The 15774-nt window shown below is 42.2% G+C and carries 15 protein-coding genes; 5 read left to right on the top strand and 10 right to left on the bottom strand.

Going from position 1 to position 15774, the window contains the following annotated elements; all coding sequences use genetic code 11:
- Window position 1 precedes the first annotated feature (1 nt).
- The 4 genes from FIS9605_RS0100910 to FIS9605_RS0100895 all read right to left on the bottom strand — a co-directional run bounded on the left by FIS9605_RS0100910 (window position 2) and on the right by FIS9605_RS0100895 (window position 2954).
- Complete coding sequence (locus tag FIS9605_RS0100910) at window positions 2-451, bottom strand: hypothetical protein (RefSeq protein WP_026730902.1); 450 nt, start codon at window positions 449-451, stop codon at window positions 2-4.
- A gap of 138 nt (window positions 452-589) precedes the next feature.
- Complete coding sequence (locus FIS9605_RS0100905; RefSeq protein ID WP_026730901.1) at window positions 590-2176, bottom strand: glucose-6-phosphate isomerase; 1587 nt, start codon at window positions 2174-2176, stop codon at window positions 590-592.
- A gap of 103 nt (window positions 2177-2279) precedes the next feature.
- Window positions 2280-2528, bottom strand: coding sequence for a hypothetical protein (locus FIS9605_RS0100900; protein WP_026730900.1), 249 nt, complete (start codon window positions 2526-2528; stop codon window positions 2280-2282).
- 228 nt (window positions 2529-2756) lie between these two features.
- Window positions 2757-2954, bottom strand: a complete 198-nt coding sequence (locus FIS9605_RS0100895) for a hypothetical protein (RefSeq protein WP_026730899.1) — start codon at window positions 2952-2954, stop codon at window positions 2757-2759.
- Between the two features lie 204 nt (window positions 2955-3158).
- Here FIS9605_RS0100895 and FIS9605_RS0100890 point away from each other — a divergent pair, with 204 nt between their 5' ends.
- Window positions 3159-4280 carry a branched-chain amino acid ABC transporter permease gene (locus FIS9605_RS0100890; protein ID WP_026730898.1) on the top strand — a complete coding sequence of 374 codons (1122 nt, stop codon included), beginning with the start codon at window positions 3159-3161 and terminating at the stop codon, window positions 4278-4280.
- Window positions 4270-5049 carry an ABC transporter ATP-binding protein gene (locus tag FIS9605_RS0100885; protein WP_026730897.1) on the top strand — a complete coding sequence of 260 codons (780 nt, stop codon included), beginning with the start codon at window positions 4270-4272 and terminating at the stop codon, window positions 5047-5049. The genes FIS9605_RS0100890 and FIS9605_RS0100885 overlap by 11 nt, the downstream gene beginning before the upstream one ends.
- A gap of 254 nt (window positions 5050-5303) precedes the next feature.
- Here the strand turns inward: FIS9605_RS0100885 and FIS9605_RS0100875 are convergent, their stop codons facing one another.
- The 4 genes from FIS9605_RS0100875 to FIS9605_RS0100860 form a co-directional block, all read right to left on the bottom strand.
- Window positions 5304-6152: a DNA adenine methylase gene (locus FIS9605_RS0100875; protein ID WP_026730896.1), complete on the bottom strand. Its 849-nt coding sequence runs from the start codon at window positions 6150-6152 to the stop codon at window positions 5304-5306.
- 604 nt (window positions 6153-6756) lie between these two features.
- A complete protein-coding gene (locus tag FIS9605_RS0100870; protein WP_026730895.1) occupies window positions 6757-7320 on the bottom strand; it encodes a DUF2087 domain-containing protein in 564 nt (187 codons plus the stop codon).
- 526 nt (window positions 7321-7846) lie between these two features.
- A complete protein-coding gene (locus tag FIS9605_RS0100865) occupies window positions 7847-8893 on the bottom strand; it encodes a glutathione S-transferase family protein (protein WP_026730894.1) in 1047 nt (348 codons plus the stop codon).
- A gap of 4 nt (window positions 8894-8897) precedes the next feature.
- A complete protein-coding gene (locus FIS9605_RS0100860) occupies window positions 8898-9575 on the bottom strand; it encodes a Uma2 family endonuclease (protein WP_026730893.1) in 678 nt (225 codons plus the stop codon).
- Window positions 9576-9734: 159 nt separating this feature from the next.
- Here FIS9605_RS0100860 and FIS9605_RS0100855 point away from each other — a divergent pair, with 159 nt between their 5' ends.
- From FIS9605_RS0100855 to FIS9605_RS0100845, 3 genes are all read left to right on the top strand, one after another.
- The gene (locus tag FIS9605_RS0100855; RefSeq protein ID WP_026730892.1) at window positions 9735-10919 is read left to right on the top strand and encodes an NAD(P)H-quinone oxidoreductase subunit H; all 1185 of its coding nucleotides are present in this window, start codon (window positions 9735-9737) and stop codon (window positions 10917-10919) included.
- Window positions 10920-11385: 466 nt separating this feature from the next.
- Complete coding sequence (locus tag FIS9605_RS0100850) at window positions 11386-12657, top strand: class I SAM-dependent methyltransferase (RefSeq protein WP_026730891.1); 1272 nt, start codon at window positions 11386-11388, stop codon at window positions 12655-12657.
- 248 nt (window positions 12658-12905) lie between these two features.
- Entirely contained in the window at window positions 12906-13823 is a 918-nt protein-coding gene (locus FIS9605_RS0100845; protein WP_269320999.1) for an NAD(P)-dependent oxidoreductase, read from the top strand.
- A 117-nt stretch (window positions 13824-13940) separates the two neighbouring features.
- Here FIS9605_RS0100845 and FIS9605_RS0100840 read toward each other — a convergent pair whose 3' ends face one another.
- Together FIS9605_RS0100840 and FIS9605_RS0100835 are read right to left on the bottom strand one after the other, a co-directional pair.
- Window positions 13941-14348, bottom strand: coding sequence for a hypothetical protein (locus tag FIS9605_RS0100840; RefSeq protein WP_026730889.1), 408 nt, complete (start codon window positions 14346-14348; stop codon window positions 13941-13943).
- A 434-nt stretch (window positions 14349-14782) separates the two neighbouring features.
- Window positions 14783-15751 carry a M48 family metallopeptidase gene (locus tag FIS9605_RS0100835; protein WP_026730888.1) on the bottom strand — a complete coding sequence of 323 codons (969 nt, stop codon included), beginning with the start codon at window positions 15749-15751 and terminating at the stop codon, window positions 14783-14785.
- Window positions 15752-15774 lie beyond the last annotated feature (23 nt).

Genomic DNA, 15774 nt, shown 5'->3' with positions numbered 1-15774 from the left:
TTCATCCCACATTAGCTGCTTGAATTTTGGCTTCCAGATTTTTCAATGCCTGAGTAGCTACTGCCAAATCATAAGGAAATGGTCGCCCACGGGTGATATAATCCCGCTCTTGAACTGGTCGATGACGCAGCACTGCATTCACGACAACACATATCTGCGAACTGAGATTTATCGCTCCGTGCAGCACTCCTGGTGGGATAGTTACTACTACGGGATAATCTTCACTTAAGGGAATATACTGATATTGCTTATCAATCAAAGTTACAATCACAAATTCGCCTTTGACTACCAGTAATTGGTCAGTTTGCGATTTGTGAACAAATAAATCATCGACCGTATTGGGCGGAATCTGCACGAGCATTGTTTCGTGACTGGCTTGGGGGGTGAAGAATTCAGCCATTCCCCCTTTAATTGATTCCAACTTACGAATTGCTATTCCTCTTGCACTCATAACAATGTCCTAAAACAATGTCCTAAAAAAGCATCCTAAAGATTGAAGATTGAACTTCAATTTAAGATGCTTAATTATGAAATATTGTTACAAGTGAACAATATTACACCAAATATGCTATTAAGGGTGCTAAATCTATCAGGCGATAGAGGCCTTTAAACTGCTGGGTTGAGCGAGATTACCTTGCAAAACTACACCCCGTTGATTTGCCTGGAGATGACGCAGAATTATGTAAATTGACTCAATTCGGTCTGTCGCACCTGCTTTCTGGGCGATTTCCTCTAGAGTCAGAGGTGCTTTTTCTGTTTGCAGAACTTCCACTACTTGTTTTTGCAAGTCAAGAATCGCAGCGGCGGCTTTTTTGCCAGCTTCTACCCCTGGTTGATGGTAAGCGTTGATGTTGATTAAACTGGCATACAAACCAACAGCGCGTTCGTATAAAGCAATTAATGCCCCGACAGTGCGGGAATTAACTTGAGGGATGGTAACTGTAATCGAATAGCGATGATTTTCGTACAGTGCTTGTCTGGTTCCTTGTAGAAAACCGGAAAGATAATCGCCTGACGTGATTCCGGGTTCGATTTCTGGGGATGGACTTTTACGGTCTTCCAATACTTCAATGAAGGTAGCAAAGAAATTCGGCACACCCTCGCGTAACTGCTGGACGTAGGCGTGTTGGTCAGTTGAACCTTTGTTACCATACACGGCAATACCCTGATGCACAATGTTACCTTCTAAGTCTTTCTCCTTACCCAAGGATTCCATCACCAACTGTTGTAAGTAGCGGCTAAATAAAAGTAGGCTGTCTTTGTAAGGTAGAACCACCATGTCTTTTTCGCCCTTGCCGTTGCCAGCATAATACCAAGACAGGGCTAACAATGCCGCTGGGTTGTTTTTGATCTCAGGGATGCGGGTAGCGTCATCCATTTCTTTCGCACCCTCAAGCATGGCACGGATATCAATACCCTGCAATACTGCCGGTAATAGTCCCACGGCAGACATTTCAGAAGTACGTCCGCCCACCCAATCGAACATGGGAAACCTGGCTAACCAACCTTCAGATTTTGCTTGTTCATCCAGCTTGCTACCAGGCATGGTAATTGCGATCGCATAATTGGCGAAATCCAAGTTATGTCCGGCGTAGGCTTTTTTGACCTCCGTCATCCCGTTGCGTGGTTCTGGTGTACCTCCAGATTTGGAAATCACCAATACCAAAGTGCTGGAAAGACGGTTTCGCACATGAGTTAAAACGCGATCTATACCCACTGGATCGGTGTTGTCGATAAAGTGGATAGCCAGTGGTGGAAAGTCTGGGGCTAAAGCTTCAGCAACGAATTGGGGACCGAGGGCAGAACCACCGATACCAATAGAGATAATATCGGTGAAGCGGGAAGCTTTGGGGGGATGAATTGCACCTGTGTGGACTTTTTCGGCAAATACTTCAATTTGCTCTATGGTACTGACAATTTCTTGTGTCAGTTCTGGAGTAGGCGCTAAATCGGGGTTTCGCAACCAATAATGTCCAACCATACGATTTTCATCAGGGTTGGCGATCGCTCCCCTCTCAAGTTCTGCCATATCCGCAAAAGCCTTCTCAAACTTTGGCTGTAACGCCTCCACAAAGGCATCATCAAAGCCCATCCGGCTTATGTCTAGGTAAAATCCTAATCCTTCATGGAAATATAGCCATTGCTGGTATCGTTGCCAAAGTGCCGTAGCGTCCATAGGGAAATCTCAAGTAAAGTGATTTTCAAAAACAAGTTTAAGCCAAGGATAGAGCAAGCTTTGTCCCCCTTATACAGTTTTAAATGTTCACACACTGCTGATTCTACACATCTGGCATTGGTATGACTCGCAGAAATTTCACGATTTCACCCCTAAGTTCTATACCAACCAAATAATTATCGAGAGTAAAGCGGTAAAAAATACCTTCTCCATCAAGTTGGCGTAGTTCCAGGCAATGCAGTTGCCTTTTATCTGCAAACTCAACAAAGACAAAATCATAAACCCGCTGATAGGCAGCTGGTTCTAAATTCTTGAGGTCTACTAAAAAAGACCGCGCATAGCGCACTTCCATATTCAAAGGGAGTGGGGGAGTGGGGGAGTGGGGGCTAGGGGTCCCCTCTAGGGTTGGGGGCTGTGGGGGAGTGGGAGAGTGGGAGAGTGGGGGAGTGGGAGACTAACCACTAACCAATGTAGAGACGTGCCATGGCACGTCTCTACAACCACTAACCACTAACCACTAACCACTAACCACTAACCACTAACCACTAACTACTAACTACTAACTACTAACTACTAACCCTTATGAAAAAGTTAACAATCGGATAGCTTCTTCATGGGTTAAGGTGTCCCAAGGTTGCTGCGATCGCTTGACTTCTTGTATGCCTTTGAGCATGTAAAAATCACAATGTAGGGCATAAACAGCATTCCAAACACTTTCCAACTCCTCATCGGCTAACTGCTCTATTAAATGATGGATTCTGATTCGCAGCAAGTTCATAATACATCCACCTAGTACAATCAACATTTAGTCTTCCCATAAAGTAGGCTGTGGTTAACGAGAGAGTGGGAAAGATGGGGAGGTAGGGAGATGGGGAAATGGGGAGGTGGGGAGTGATAAACTACCTACCACTAACTACTAACCACTAACCACTAACCACTAACTACTAACCACTAACTCTTGACTCTTGACTCTTGACTAAATATGGTTGACTATCTCATTTTCTTAGCAATTTCTACGTCAATTTTTGCTTTATTCAGTCTGGGACTGAATTTACAGTGGGGTTTTACAGGCTTAATTAACTTTGGTCATGTGGCATTCATGACGCTAGGGGCATATACAACTGTGTTATTAAGTTTAAAGGGAGTCCCTCTGCTGGTGGCGGCATTAATTGGGGGTGTTTTAGCAGCATTGTTAGGTTTGATAATTGGTTTTTCGACTCTGCGTTTGCGGGAAGATTATCTAGCGATTGTCACTATCGGTGTTGGAGAAGTAATTCGTCTGATCGTTAACAATCAGGATTTACCTGTAGGTGACACCTGGATATCTGGGGCGTTTGGCGTGCAAAGCTATCCTATACCGCTAGCGAATTTGCAACCCAATTTGTTTGTCAAACTGCTGATGATTGGGGTGCTGACGCTGGTTGCTGGCATAACTTTTTATTGGTTGTGGCGCTGGATACGTCCGAAGGATTCACTCAAGCGGGCTAGTAAAAAGCAAGAGTTTGTATCGCGTCTAGTGATAGGAATTATCTTAGGACTGTTGTCAGCGGCAATTTATATTTCTGGGGTGATTGCCCTATATAATTACAATCCGAAAGCGGGTTTGATGCTGTTGTCGCTGGTAGTATTGGCTTTTGTTTTCTGGCGATTGGAAATTTTGGTGCGATCGCCTTGGGGTCGAATTCTGAAAGCCATCCGCGAAGATGAACAAGTTCCTAAAGCACTAGGAAAAAATGTTTTTTGGTATAAATTGCAATCTTTTATGTTAGGCGGTGCGATCGCTGGAATTGCTGGTGCTTTCTTTGCATGGCAACTTAGCGCTATTTACCCTGATAATTTCCAGCCGCAGCTTACCTTCGATGCTTGGATTATGGTGATCTTAGGAGGTTCCGGTAATAATGTCGGCACTATCTTAGGTGCAGTCATTTACTTTGCTTACGATACCCTCACCCGTGAATTTTTGCCGAAAATTTTCACAAACCTTTCCTCCGATCAATTGGGTGCATTTCGCATCATGGTAATAGGACTGATCTTGATGGTGCTGATAATTTGGCGTCCTCAAGGTATCTTAGGCAAAAAGGAGGAACTTACCCTTGGTAAATAACGACTCTTCCCAATTTCCCCTATTAGCTGCGAGTGGACTTTGCAAAAGCTTTGGTGGCATTAAGGCGGTATACAACGCTGAAATTCAAGTACCAGCTGGTAGTATTACTGGCTTGATCGGCCCTAACGGTGCTGGTAAAACCACTTTATTTAACTTACTTTCTAACTTCATCCGTCCCGATAAAGGACAAGTGATTTTTGATGGTGAACCCATTCAGCACTTGCAGCCCCATAAAATTGCCCAACAAGGTTTAGTACGTACGTTTCAGGTTGCCCGCGCCCTGTCGCGGTTGTCAGTGCTGGAAAATCTGCTACTAGCAGCCCAAAAACAAACCGGTGAGAATTTTTGGCAGTTGCAATTTCAACCTCATGTGGTTGCCAAAGAAGAAAAGCAGCTGCAACAACAGGCGATGGCTGTACTAGAATCGGTGGGTTTAGTGCATAAAGCCGACGATTACGCCGGTGGATTATCTGGCGGACAACGCAAGCTGCTGGAAATCGGGCGGGCGCTAATGACTAATCCCAAATTAATTTTGTTGGATGAACCTGCGGCTGGGGTGAATCCCAGACTAATTGATGACATATGCGATCGCATTGTCGCCTGGAATAAGGGGGGTATGACGTTTTTGATTATTGAACACAATATGGATGTGATCATGTCATTGTGCGATCGCGTTTGGGTACTTGCCGAAGGTCAAAATTTGGCTGACGGTACACCAGAGGAAATTCAGCGTAATCCCAAAGTTTTAGAAGCTTATTTAGGAAAATGAGTAGAAGACAGGAAGTGGGAAAGTGGGGGAGTGGGGATTAGGGGCAATGGGGAGATGGGGGGAGGGGAGAAATAACCACTAACCACTAACCACTAACTACTAAGCTAAAGCACATTTAAATTGCAAATTAGATTTTCTCAATCTCTTGTGGGGTGGGCATCCTGCCCGCCCAAGTTATGCAAATTATATGATATTTTTGAAATAACTTTTCCCAGGCAATATCATTTTTAGATTTTTGTCTTTGAATCGATAAGTCACTCATAGTTTTTTACTAATATTTCGTCTACTTTACCTCTTTTTTTAGCATTTGAATTGATAGCTCTAATTGCTGATATTTTTGTATATTTATAACCTTCATACAACTCTGTGATGAAGTTTGTATAAGCATTACTCAATAGAACTTTACAACCTCTCCTGTCTAAATCATCAAATGTATCTTTTAACCTAATTTGTTCATCTTTATTAAATCCATTTACATCATAGCCAGTAAAAGAAGCAGTATCCAAAACTGGATCATAAGGAGGATCAAGATACACAAAGTCTCCTCTTTTAGCATCTTTAAGAGCGGTTTGAAAATCTGAATTTAATATTTTAATTTCGTTATCATTCAAATATTTACTTACAGCTTTTAAAACAGCTACATCTAAAATATTTGGATTTTTATATTTACCAAAAGGCACATTAAACTGTCCTTGAGAATTAACTCTAAATAAGCCATTGTAACAAGTCTTGTTCAGAAAAATAATTCTTGATGCTCGTTGTACTGGTGTTTTGTCTTGAAAAGTTTTTTCCCTGTCCCAATCTCTAATGGCATAATAATACTCCTCATTATTTTCATGAGATTTTAAATCATCAATTAGTTCATCAACTGAGTCTCTAACAACTTTATAACAATTGATTAGTTCAGTATTACTATCATTAATTACAGCCTTTTTAGGTTGCAAAGCAAACAAGAGCGCTCCTCCGCCAAGAAAAGGTTCATAGTAGGTTGTTTGGGAATTATAATTTTTAGGAATATAATTTTCTACAATTAATGGAACAAGTTGTCTTTTTCCTCCTGCCCACTTCAGAAACGGTTTTACTAGCTTATTGACTGCGACCATTGTTTGACCTAACAAATCATTAAATAACACTGTTATAGTACTATTGTACTATATATAGTTAACTCGCTCATAAATATTACAGCTATTCGATATAGTAAAGGTGCAAAGTTAATTTTGAGCAATTCCGACCCAAAAAACGAAGACTCATACCATTTCACGTTAATCACGATACATATAAATTTTGTAGAGACGCGAAATTTCGCGTCTCTACACTGTCTGTATTTGTATCAGAGTTTTTGTGAAATGGTATCAAATGATAAATTTTTTGAACTAGCCTATGAAGGGTACAGAATTGAACGAGTAAAAGCAAAAAGAAATATTAATAGTGATACTTCCAGACGCAAACACATTAATGAAATATTAATCATGAACTATTGAATACTAAGTTTATACAGCATATAAAATTTCATCCTGTAAGATACCCAACTTTTGGTGAGAACTCGGGGGTCTTACAGGATGCATTTTAAGTTTAATTTGGTTGTTCTACTTATAAATATAGCAAAATTATTGCCACTGCTGAGTAAAAATTATTAAAGCTTCTGTTTTCGGCTCTATTTTCATCCTTTCCTCTTTGTCTTATGGCTTCGTCAACAATTCCTCTCGATTATTCTGTATAACGCCAATATATCCCGTCTTTTTGGTGGATTAAATGATAACTAATCAACTCCCGTCTGAGATTAGAAAAATCAGGATGGTAACGCTTGAGAATTTCATCAATTGTACGTTCTGAGTACTGAACTCCCACTTCAAATTTGTTTGCCAGCCACTTCAAAATTACCAAGCGTTTTTTACGACTCGCAGGAATTTCTTTAAGACGTTCTCCTTCTATATAAGTCTGGAGTATCTTGCTTTCCCATACTTTTATATCCGCATCCTCAACCCAAGAAGCTATCTTCTGTGGTGTCAAAATTTCTTTGCTGAAGCTTTGTAAAGTATTGCCATCCAACTGGTAAAGATGAGTATTACCTTCAGGACGCATGGTCACTAGATTTACTTCTTTTAATTTCGCCAAATGATGAGATACTGTCGGTTCTTTAAGTTGCAGCAATACCGCCAATTCTTCGACACTGCACTCTTGGTTAGCCAGAAAAGCTAAAATTTTTAATCGGCTTTCATCAGCCAAAGCTTTGAAGAAACGTAGCAAGATTTGAAATTGTTCCGTTTTCATAATTTGTTATAAACTAATTAGATTTAAATCTAATTAGTTTTCGGTCAAATTAGTGGTGCAATAGTCATCCGCCACAGCATAGTTGCTGTGTTGATGGATTTTGTCTTTATGTTGATTTTGTTACGTTTTTCTAAGAATATTGAGATTTCTTAAGCAGTTTTTTACATTTCGCCATACTTAGCCGCTTATATAATCGAAAAAGAAAAAACAGAGTACTATTGAAGCGAGGTATTTCTCTGGTATAAGCAGCGAAATTCCTAAATGTAGACCAAGCGAATCTCTACATGGTTTTGTAAAAACGACACAGCCTCGCCTCTAGAACTAATGGAAGAACTAGAGTTAGTGCAGGAACTTTATTAGATTATCGAGCAAGAAAAATAATAAACTGATTAGTTTTTCCTAATCAGCAAATAAAAATTAAAAATAGTAGAAGACAGGAGGCTCAATTGAGAGAAGGCAGAAGGAAAAATCTGCTTCCAGATACTGGGGAAATTAGTAAAAATCAACAACCACTAACCACTAACCACTAACCACTAACACCTAACCCTATACTTTCACGATGATGTGGTTCCAAAAGACTTGTAACATCAGGGCCACAGGGGATGATCCCGCCAGGATTGAGTGGGAAAAGGTTGCCATAGTAGTCTCGCTTTACACTTTCTAAATCGCAGGTGTCCGCAACTCCTGGAAGCTGATACAAGTCACGCAAGTAAGCACCTAGATTTTTATAGTCTTGAATTCTCTTGCGATTGCACTTGAATAGCCCGTAATAGACTATATCAAAACGGAATAGGGTAGTGAACAAACGCACATCCGCCAGTGTGACTCTGTCTCCGCACAAGTATCGACTTATTTCTAGTGCCGCGTCAATTTCATCCAAAGTAGCGAAAAGTTCGTTACAGGCTTTGTCATATGCTACTTGAGTTTGGGCAAAGCCGCAGCGATACACGCCATTATTTACCGCATGGTAGATTTTCTCGTTCCAACGGTCAATTTGCTCACGCAGTTCTTCCGGATAAAGGTCAAGTGTGGGATTGGTTGCGAACTCGTTGAACTGAGAGTTCAACATCACAATAATCTCCGCGCTTTCATTGTTAACTATCGTCTTGGTTTGCATATCCCACAGCACGGGAACCGTACAGCGCCCTTTGTAACTTGGTTGTGCTAGATTGTACAGTTCAGGAAGAGTGCGGCAACCTTCTTCTTCTTGGTTGATAACCCAGATTCCCTCGTTCGGTGAAGGAGACACAATAGATACTGGTATGGTATCTTCAAGACCTTTGAGCGATCGCACAACTAGGGTTCTATGTGCCCAAGGACATCCTAGTCCAACATAAAGACGATAGCGACCCGCTTCTGGTTGATAGGGATTACCTGCTTCTGTGCTGATGGAGTTCCGGAACTGAGTGGCAGGACGGATGTACTCTCCTGATTTGTTGCGGGGGGCTAGATTCGACATCATGATCTGCCAAAGAGTCGTCCAGACATATTTTCCCAACCGGATGACGATCCCAGAAGGAAGCGACTTACTCTTTTTCTTTGTCTGTTGGTTGCTCAGATTTTTATCCTGCACAAGATTATCTCCTCAATTTCTCTACAAATGCTTGATGTTCAGCTGTTTGTAATCCTTGCTGAAGAACAGCTAAAACCTCAGCCATGTCACCCTCTCGCAAAGCGTTGACTGCTAACCATAATCCAGGGAAAATCTGACTGCGAATTACTCCGGTTGCATCTGGTTCTAGCGAGATATATCGCCCTTGGTGAAGAGTGAACCAATCTAGGCGATTTTCGTAACTTTGCCAGACAATATACTCTTGTACTCCATTGCGGCGATAGGCATTGAGTTTGTCGTTGAGGTCATACGCAGCACTGCTGGCAGCAATTTCTGCAATTAATTCCGGCGTGCCTTCAATATAATCATCATCACTGATGCGAGATTTGCCGCCCACCTCTGGTTCAATTCGCAATAGGGCATCGGGTTGAGGTTCGTTATCAGGATCTAAGCGTACGGTGGCGTTGTCCTGCAAATCTACTCCAGGCGTTGCAGCACTGTAGGTTCCCAGCCAAGTCATCATTTTCGCATGGGGTCTACCATGACCTTTAGCACGTACAGGTGATGCCAAGTACACTACTCCTTCTATCAATTCTGCTTTAATATTCTGCGGCATTGCCTGATAGCGGCGCTCGAACTCGTAGCGAGTCAAGCGATCGCCACTTTCTAAAGGAGGAAGGTTAGTAGTAGATATAGCTGACATAGGAGCAACAAACTCTACGCTTTTAAATCGATCCTACGCGACCGAGAAGAAAATATTCAGCCGTTGGCAGTAATCCCTAAGACTGAGGTAAAGTTCGTGCTGCTGTGCCTAAGGTGGAAGCACATACCTATCATCTGTGTCAAGGGGAGGTTGCTGATTATGCCAAGAATAGAAACCCACACCGAACCGATGGTGCTGAACATGGGCCCTCACCACCCCACAACACACGGCGTTTTTAGGTTAATCGTCACTCTGGATGGCGAAGATATAGTCGATTGTGAGCCAGTGTTGGGTTACTTGCACCGGGGGATGGAGAAAATTGCCGAGAACCGCACTCCGATAATGTATATCCCCTACGTAAGTCGGTGGGACTACGCCGCCGGGATGTTTAACGAAGCTGTCACCGTCAATGCTGTTGAACAGCTGGCGGAAATTTCCATTCCCAAACGTGCCAGCTACATCCGCGTTATCATGCTGGAGTTGAACCGTATCGCCAATCACTTGTTGTGGTTGGGAACTTTCGCTCATGATGTAGGTTTGGCAACTCAACCAATTTGGATTTTCCGGGAACGGGAGATGATTTACGACCTGTGGGAAGCAGCCTCAGGCTATCGTATGGTAAATAACAACTACTTCCGTCCTGGAGGAGTGGCTGTTGATTTGCCTTACGGTTGGATAGATAAGTGCGAAGACTTTTGTGACTATCTCTTACCCAGACTGGACGAGTACGAACGCGTACTTACCAACAACCCCATCTTTCGTCACCGTACAGAAGGTATCGGCATCATCTCCCGTGCAGAAGCTATCAACTGGGGATTATCTGGGCCGATGCTACGCGCTTCTGGAGTGAAATGGGATCTGCGGAAAGTAGACCATTACGAGTGCTATGATGACTTCGATTGGGAGGTGCAGTGGGAAACTGCTGGTGATTGCTTTGCCCGTTACATAGTACGAATGCGGGAAATGCGGGAATCTGTGAAAATTATTCGCCAAGCTATCAAGGGTCTTCCCGGCGGCCCCTACGAAAACCTAGAAGCAAAACGGATGGCAGCAGGCAAAAAATCAGAATGGGATGATTTCGATTATCAGTACATTGCTAAGAAAATCGCTCCTACTTTTAAAATTCCCAAAGGAGAAGTTTACGCCCGCGTAGAAAGCGGCAAAGGTGAATTAGGGATATATTTGATTGGGGATGATAATGTTTTCCCGTGGCGGTGGAAGATTCGTCCGGCAGATTTTAACAATTTACAGATTTTGCCTCAATTGCTACGGGGTATGAAAGTCGCTGACATTATGGCAATCTTGGGTAGTATCGATATCATCATGGGGTCGGTAGACCGATAGTCAAAAGTTAAATTTTCAAGAATAGCGCCTACCTGTAGTTACAGCTGTTTTCATTTAAGAGGTTGTTTGAAAAGTGGTTGGCTGTGATTTTCGGCACTTATTGATCCCCCCTAGCCCCCCTTAAAAAGGGGGGAACCGGAATCAAAGTCCCCCTTGGAAAGGGGGATTTAGGGGAATCTAAAACTTTTTGCTACCGACAAGAGGACTTTTAAAAGATCCTCTAAATAGAACAAACCTCACCCCGCCTCTGGCACCCCTCTCCTTACTAAGGAGAGGGGATGGGGGTGAGGTTTGAGTATGGTACATTCAATTGAAAACTGCTGTAAATCTACCTACTTGAGCATTACCATTATTTGGGTAACGATTTTATGTCCTGAAAGCAAAGCGCATTCACCCTGAACTGATAAAACTCAACATAGTACTGAACTTATTCGTATCAAATCTAAAATTTTCAATCTCAAAGTTTATGGATTCTCATCCAACGCTGTGTACTGCCATAGCCGATTACATTACCACCAGCCCCCAAAAGCGAATCACTTTCGCTGCATACATGGAAATGGCACTGTATCACCCTGACTACGGCTACTATTCCACTCAGGCAATGAACCTTGGCAAGCAGGGAGATTTTTTCACTTCTGTTCACCTGGGTGCAGATTTTGGCGAGTTGCTGGCTGAGCAATTTTTCCAGATGTGGGAAATTTTAGGTCAACCTATGCGTTTTTCTCTGGTAGAAATGGGTGCAGGCCAAGGGCATTTAGCATGGGATATTCTAAAGTATGTACAGCAGCGCTATCCAGATTTTTTTGCAGCACTAGAGTATGTAATTGTAGAAAAGTCACCGGGTTTAAAGCAAGAACAACAACAACGCCTGCAAGAATTTACAGTACGCTGGTGCAGTTTAGAAGAAATACCAGAAGACTCCATTATTGGCTGCTTTTTTTCTAACGAATTGGTGGATGCTTTGCCAGTGCATCAGTTCATTCTCGAAAATGGACAATTGCAGGAAATTTATGTGACTGTACAGGAAGAGTCAAGAGTCAATAGTCAAGAGTCAAGAGTCAAGAGTCAAGAGTCATTGGTTTCTCCTACTTCCCCCTTTCTCCCTCTCCCCCTCTCCCCCTCTCCCACTCAAGCATTCACAGAAATCACAGGTGAACCTTCCACTCCCAAACTGGTTGAATATTTTGATTTAGTTGGCATTCAGTTTACAGAAAATCTCTATCCAGAGGGCTACCGCAGTGAGGTAAATTTAGCAGCTTTGGATTGGTTAAGTGTAGTAGCAGACCGTTTGCAGCGAGGGTATGTGCTAACTATAGATTATGGCTATCCCGCCAGCCGTTACTACAATCCTAGGCGATCGCAAGGGACGCTACAGTGCTACTGGCGTCATCAGCGTCATAATAACCCCTATATCAATATCGGGCGACAAGACATCACAGCTCATGTTGACTTTACTGCTTTAGAACGATGGGGTGAACGCTGCGGATTAACTAAAGTGGGTTTGACGCAGCAAGAATTGTTTTTGATGGCACTGGGTTTGGGCGATCGCATTGCGTCTCTATCCTATACAAAGCAGCCAATCTCTGAGTTGCTGCGACGGCGAGATGCATTACACCAGCTTTTAGATCCCTTTGGATTGGGCAGATTTAGTGTTTTACTGCAAACTAAAGGATTGACAGAGACAGAAATATCTCAACCACTGAAGGGATTTAGCATGCCCGAACCAGCATCAATCTAAAAAATTTAAAATTTTGTTAATCTCGCTTGGGGAATAGTTAACTTAACATAACACTGATGACAGTGAAAAAATAGACATTCAGAAGGTAATAATTATGACCACCCATGACCTATTAATGTTAATCGTGCTACTCGTTCCTGGTATTTTACTTTCAGTGATGATTATGGTTACTTTTGCCGCAGGCGGCTAAATCAAGTCAAAAGTCAAAAGTCAAAAGATAAATAATTTCTTTTGACTTTTCTTAACCCATGTCTAATATTTACGAAAAAAGCGATCGCTCGACCAGAGGAACGTCAAAAATGAAGGTAGCATTTCTGGGGACTGGATTAATGGGGCTGCCGATGGCGCAGAAGTTGTTAGAAGCAAAAGTCCAGCTAATTGCCTACAACCGCACCCCAGAAAAGTTAGAACCCCTCAAGGCAGCAGGTGCGGAAATAGTAGAGAAGCCCCATCAAGCCATTCGCGCTGCTGACTGTGTAATTCTGATGCTCACCAATGCCGCAGCTATTTATACTGTGTTGCTATCAGATCAGTCTTCGCAAGCTGTAGCAGGACGCAGCGTTATTCAAATGGGAACTATTACTCCTACCGAAAGTAGAGAAATTCGAGATGCAGTAGTTGCCGCAGGTGGTGAGTATTTAGAAGCACCTGTACTTGGTAGCATCTCAGAAGCACAAGCTGGTAAATTGATTGTGATGGTAGGCGCACATCAAGAACAATATCAGCGCCACTTAGAGTTATTAAAACATTTTAGTCCAGAGCCTGTCCTTGTTGGCCCAGTAGGAACTGGTGCAGCGCTGAAACTAGCTTTAAATCAACTGATTGCTTCGCTAACAACAGCTTTCGCTCTCAGTCTTAGCTTTGTCCAGCGTTATGGCATCGATGAAGACTTGTTTATGTACATTCTGCGCCAGAGTGCTCTTTACGCGCCAACTTTTGACAAAAAGCTACAAAGAATGCTGGATGGCAATTATGCCAATCCTAATTTTCCAACAAAACATTTGATGAAAGATACTGATTTCTTTATCGAAGAAGCTAAAACAGCTGGTTTGAATGTTAACAGTATCGAAGGGGTAAAGAAAATTTTGGAAATGGCTATGAAAATGTCATTTGCTCACGAAGATTACTCATCTATATTTTCTGTGATTAAATTAGGGGAACACTAAACTCAATTTGAACACGCTTTTACAGTGCAGGTAACAATTTTGCCTTTGCGATAGCAACAAATTTTACTGTACATCTCCTAACTTTATCCATCTCGGAAATATGCACTGCCACAAAAATTATTTTCCTGCTTGCAGTGAATAACGAGATAAAATTGCCTTGATTTTCAAATCACAAATTTTCACGATCGCCTCTACCATTTCCTTCTGATCGCCTTGCAAGTGAAGTTTTTCTAGAGCTTGATGAAAATTATTACCAGAGCGTAGATTGTGAGTGAATTGCGCGACTTGAGATGAATCTAAAACTTTCTGAATCTCGCGGTTTCGGCGTTGTCGCACAGCCTGGAGTTGTTGCCGCACCTGTGGAGTAAAATCAGTTTCTGAGAATGATTTCGCTGTTTGGGCAACAATAGCAGTAGAGATTGTATCGAGTTTAGCCGGTGCTGCCAAAACAATTCCTGGTAAGAAGAAGACAAAGGCAATAACTATAGATAAAACAGACAGGAACTTAGTAAATTTGATATTCATATTGAAAAATTTATAAGTAGCCGTCATGAACCGCGTACACTCCTACTGTCCGTTCGCTCATTTTTGATCCGACAATTTAATTAAGCCTTACAGAGCTTGTAATCTAGGCGATTCAGTCAATTCAGGCATTTTTAGTTCGTATAAGGTTTAAGCCATTTTTATGATTTGTACCTCCCTACGCCTTAAATAGACGCTTCTGGGAGCCGGCTATGAAGGTGGTAAATGTTACTTTAAGTTGACTGTCTACTTAAAAATAGCCTTTTTCCTTTTGAATCAAGGCTTTAAATCAACTTAGAGTTCCAAAATAAGCGAACGCCCAGCTCCTAAGCATGAAAATTATTTTACTCTTAGTGTCTTAGTGTCTTGGTGGTTCAAGATTTTTTTACCACTAAGGCACAAAGACACAAAGTATTTTCAAATTACCCCATTTTTAATTACTCCGATTTCTTCATTTTATTAATTTCCCTTTGCAATTCTTCAATTTGTCGCCGTAAATCTTCTACTTCTTTGTTTTGGGTAGTGTCCGTTGGTGTGACATCAACTGCTCCGGATGCGGGCGATCGCGCATAATTCCCTCTCTTGATTTGCTGATATTCTTCTGATACTGCCCACTCTTGCAGATAATGCACGCGTTCTACAGGAAAAGGATGGCTGAGCATTTCGCCTTGAGCACCGTTGTATACCAAAAATTTATACACTTGATTAAGTCCATCTTCATCCAGTGCTTGATAATTTTCTGACTGACGAATAAACTCTTGTAAACTGCATTCGTTGGCATATTTTATACTGCCACCTGAAACTTTCATCATTGATGACATCACGATATTTAAGTCATCTGCTACTAGCAACGCTGCACGATCGGCTGATAACTCGGCTTTGCGCCGCCATTCAAAAAAGGCATAAATTAAGGCTGGTGTTACAAAATTACCAATGCCAAAAGTAAATCTACCAAGGGCATAAGCGGTATTCATCGCCCAAATCGCCATTTGAATTAAAATAGTATGACCACATTTAATATGCCCCAGTTCATGGGCTAACACCGCCCTAGTTTCGGCTTCATTCAGTAAGTCTAAAATCCCTGTATTTATGACTATATATGGATGCTCCTGCCCCATTGCATAGCTATTGGCTTGGGGATTTTGTGATACAAATAGTGCTGGTTCTGGATAAATATCCAAATCCCGCACGCATTCCCGAAACATCTGGTAAATAGTGGAATATTGACGAGGCCCAACTTGGATGGTGTTGCCCATTAGATAGACTAGCTGGGGGCGTTCGTAGACAAATTCCACAAATTTACGGGCAACTAAATCAAATCCTGGTAAACTGCGTAAGGCTTGCTCGGCTTGCCGATCTAGGGGATGCCTAAAAGCTTCGCTGGAAATTCCTGTATAGGTTGCCATAATTCAGGGTAATTGGTGATTGG

Source organism: Fischerella sp. PCC 9605 (assembly GCF_000517105.1).
Lineage (GTDB): Bacteria > Cyanobacteriota > Cyanobacteriia > Cyanobacteriales > Nostocaceae > PCC9605.
This window is presented reverse-complemented; position numbering and strand designations above follow the sequence as displayed.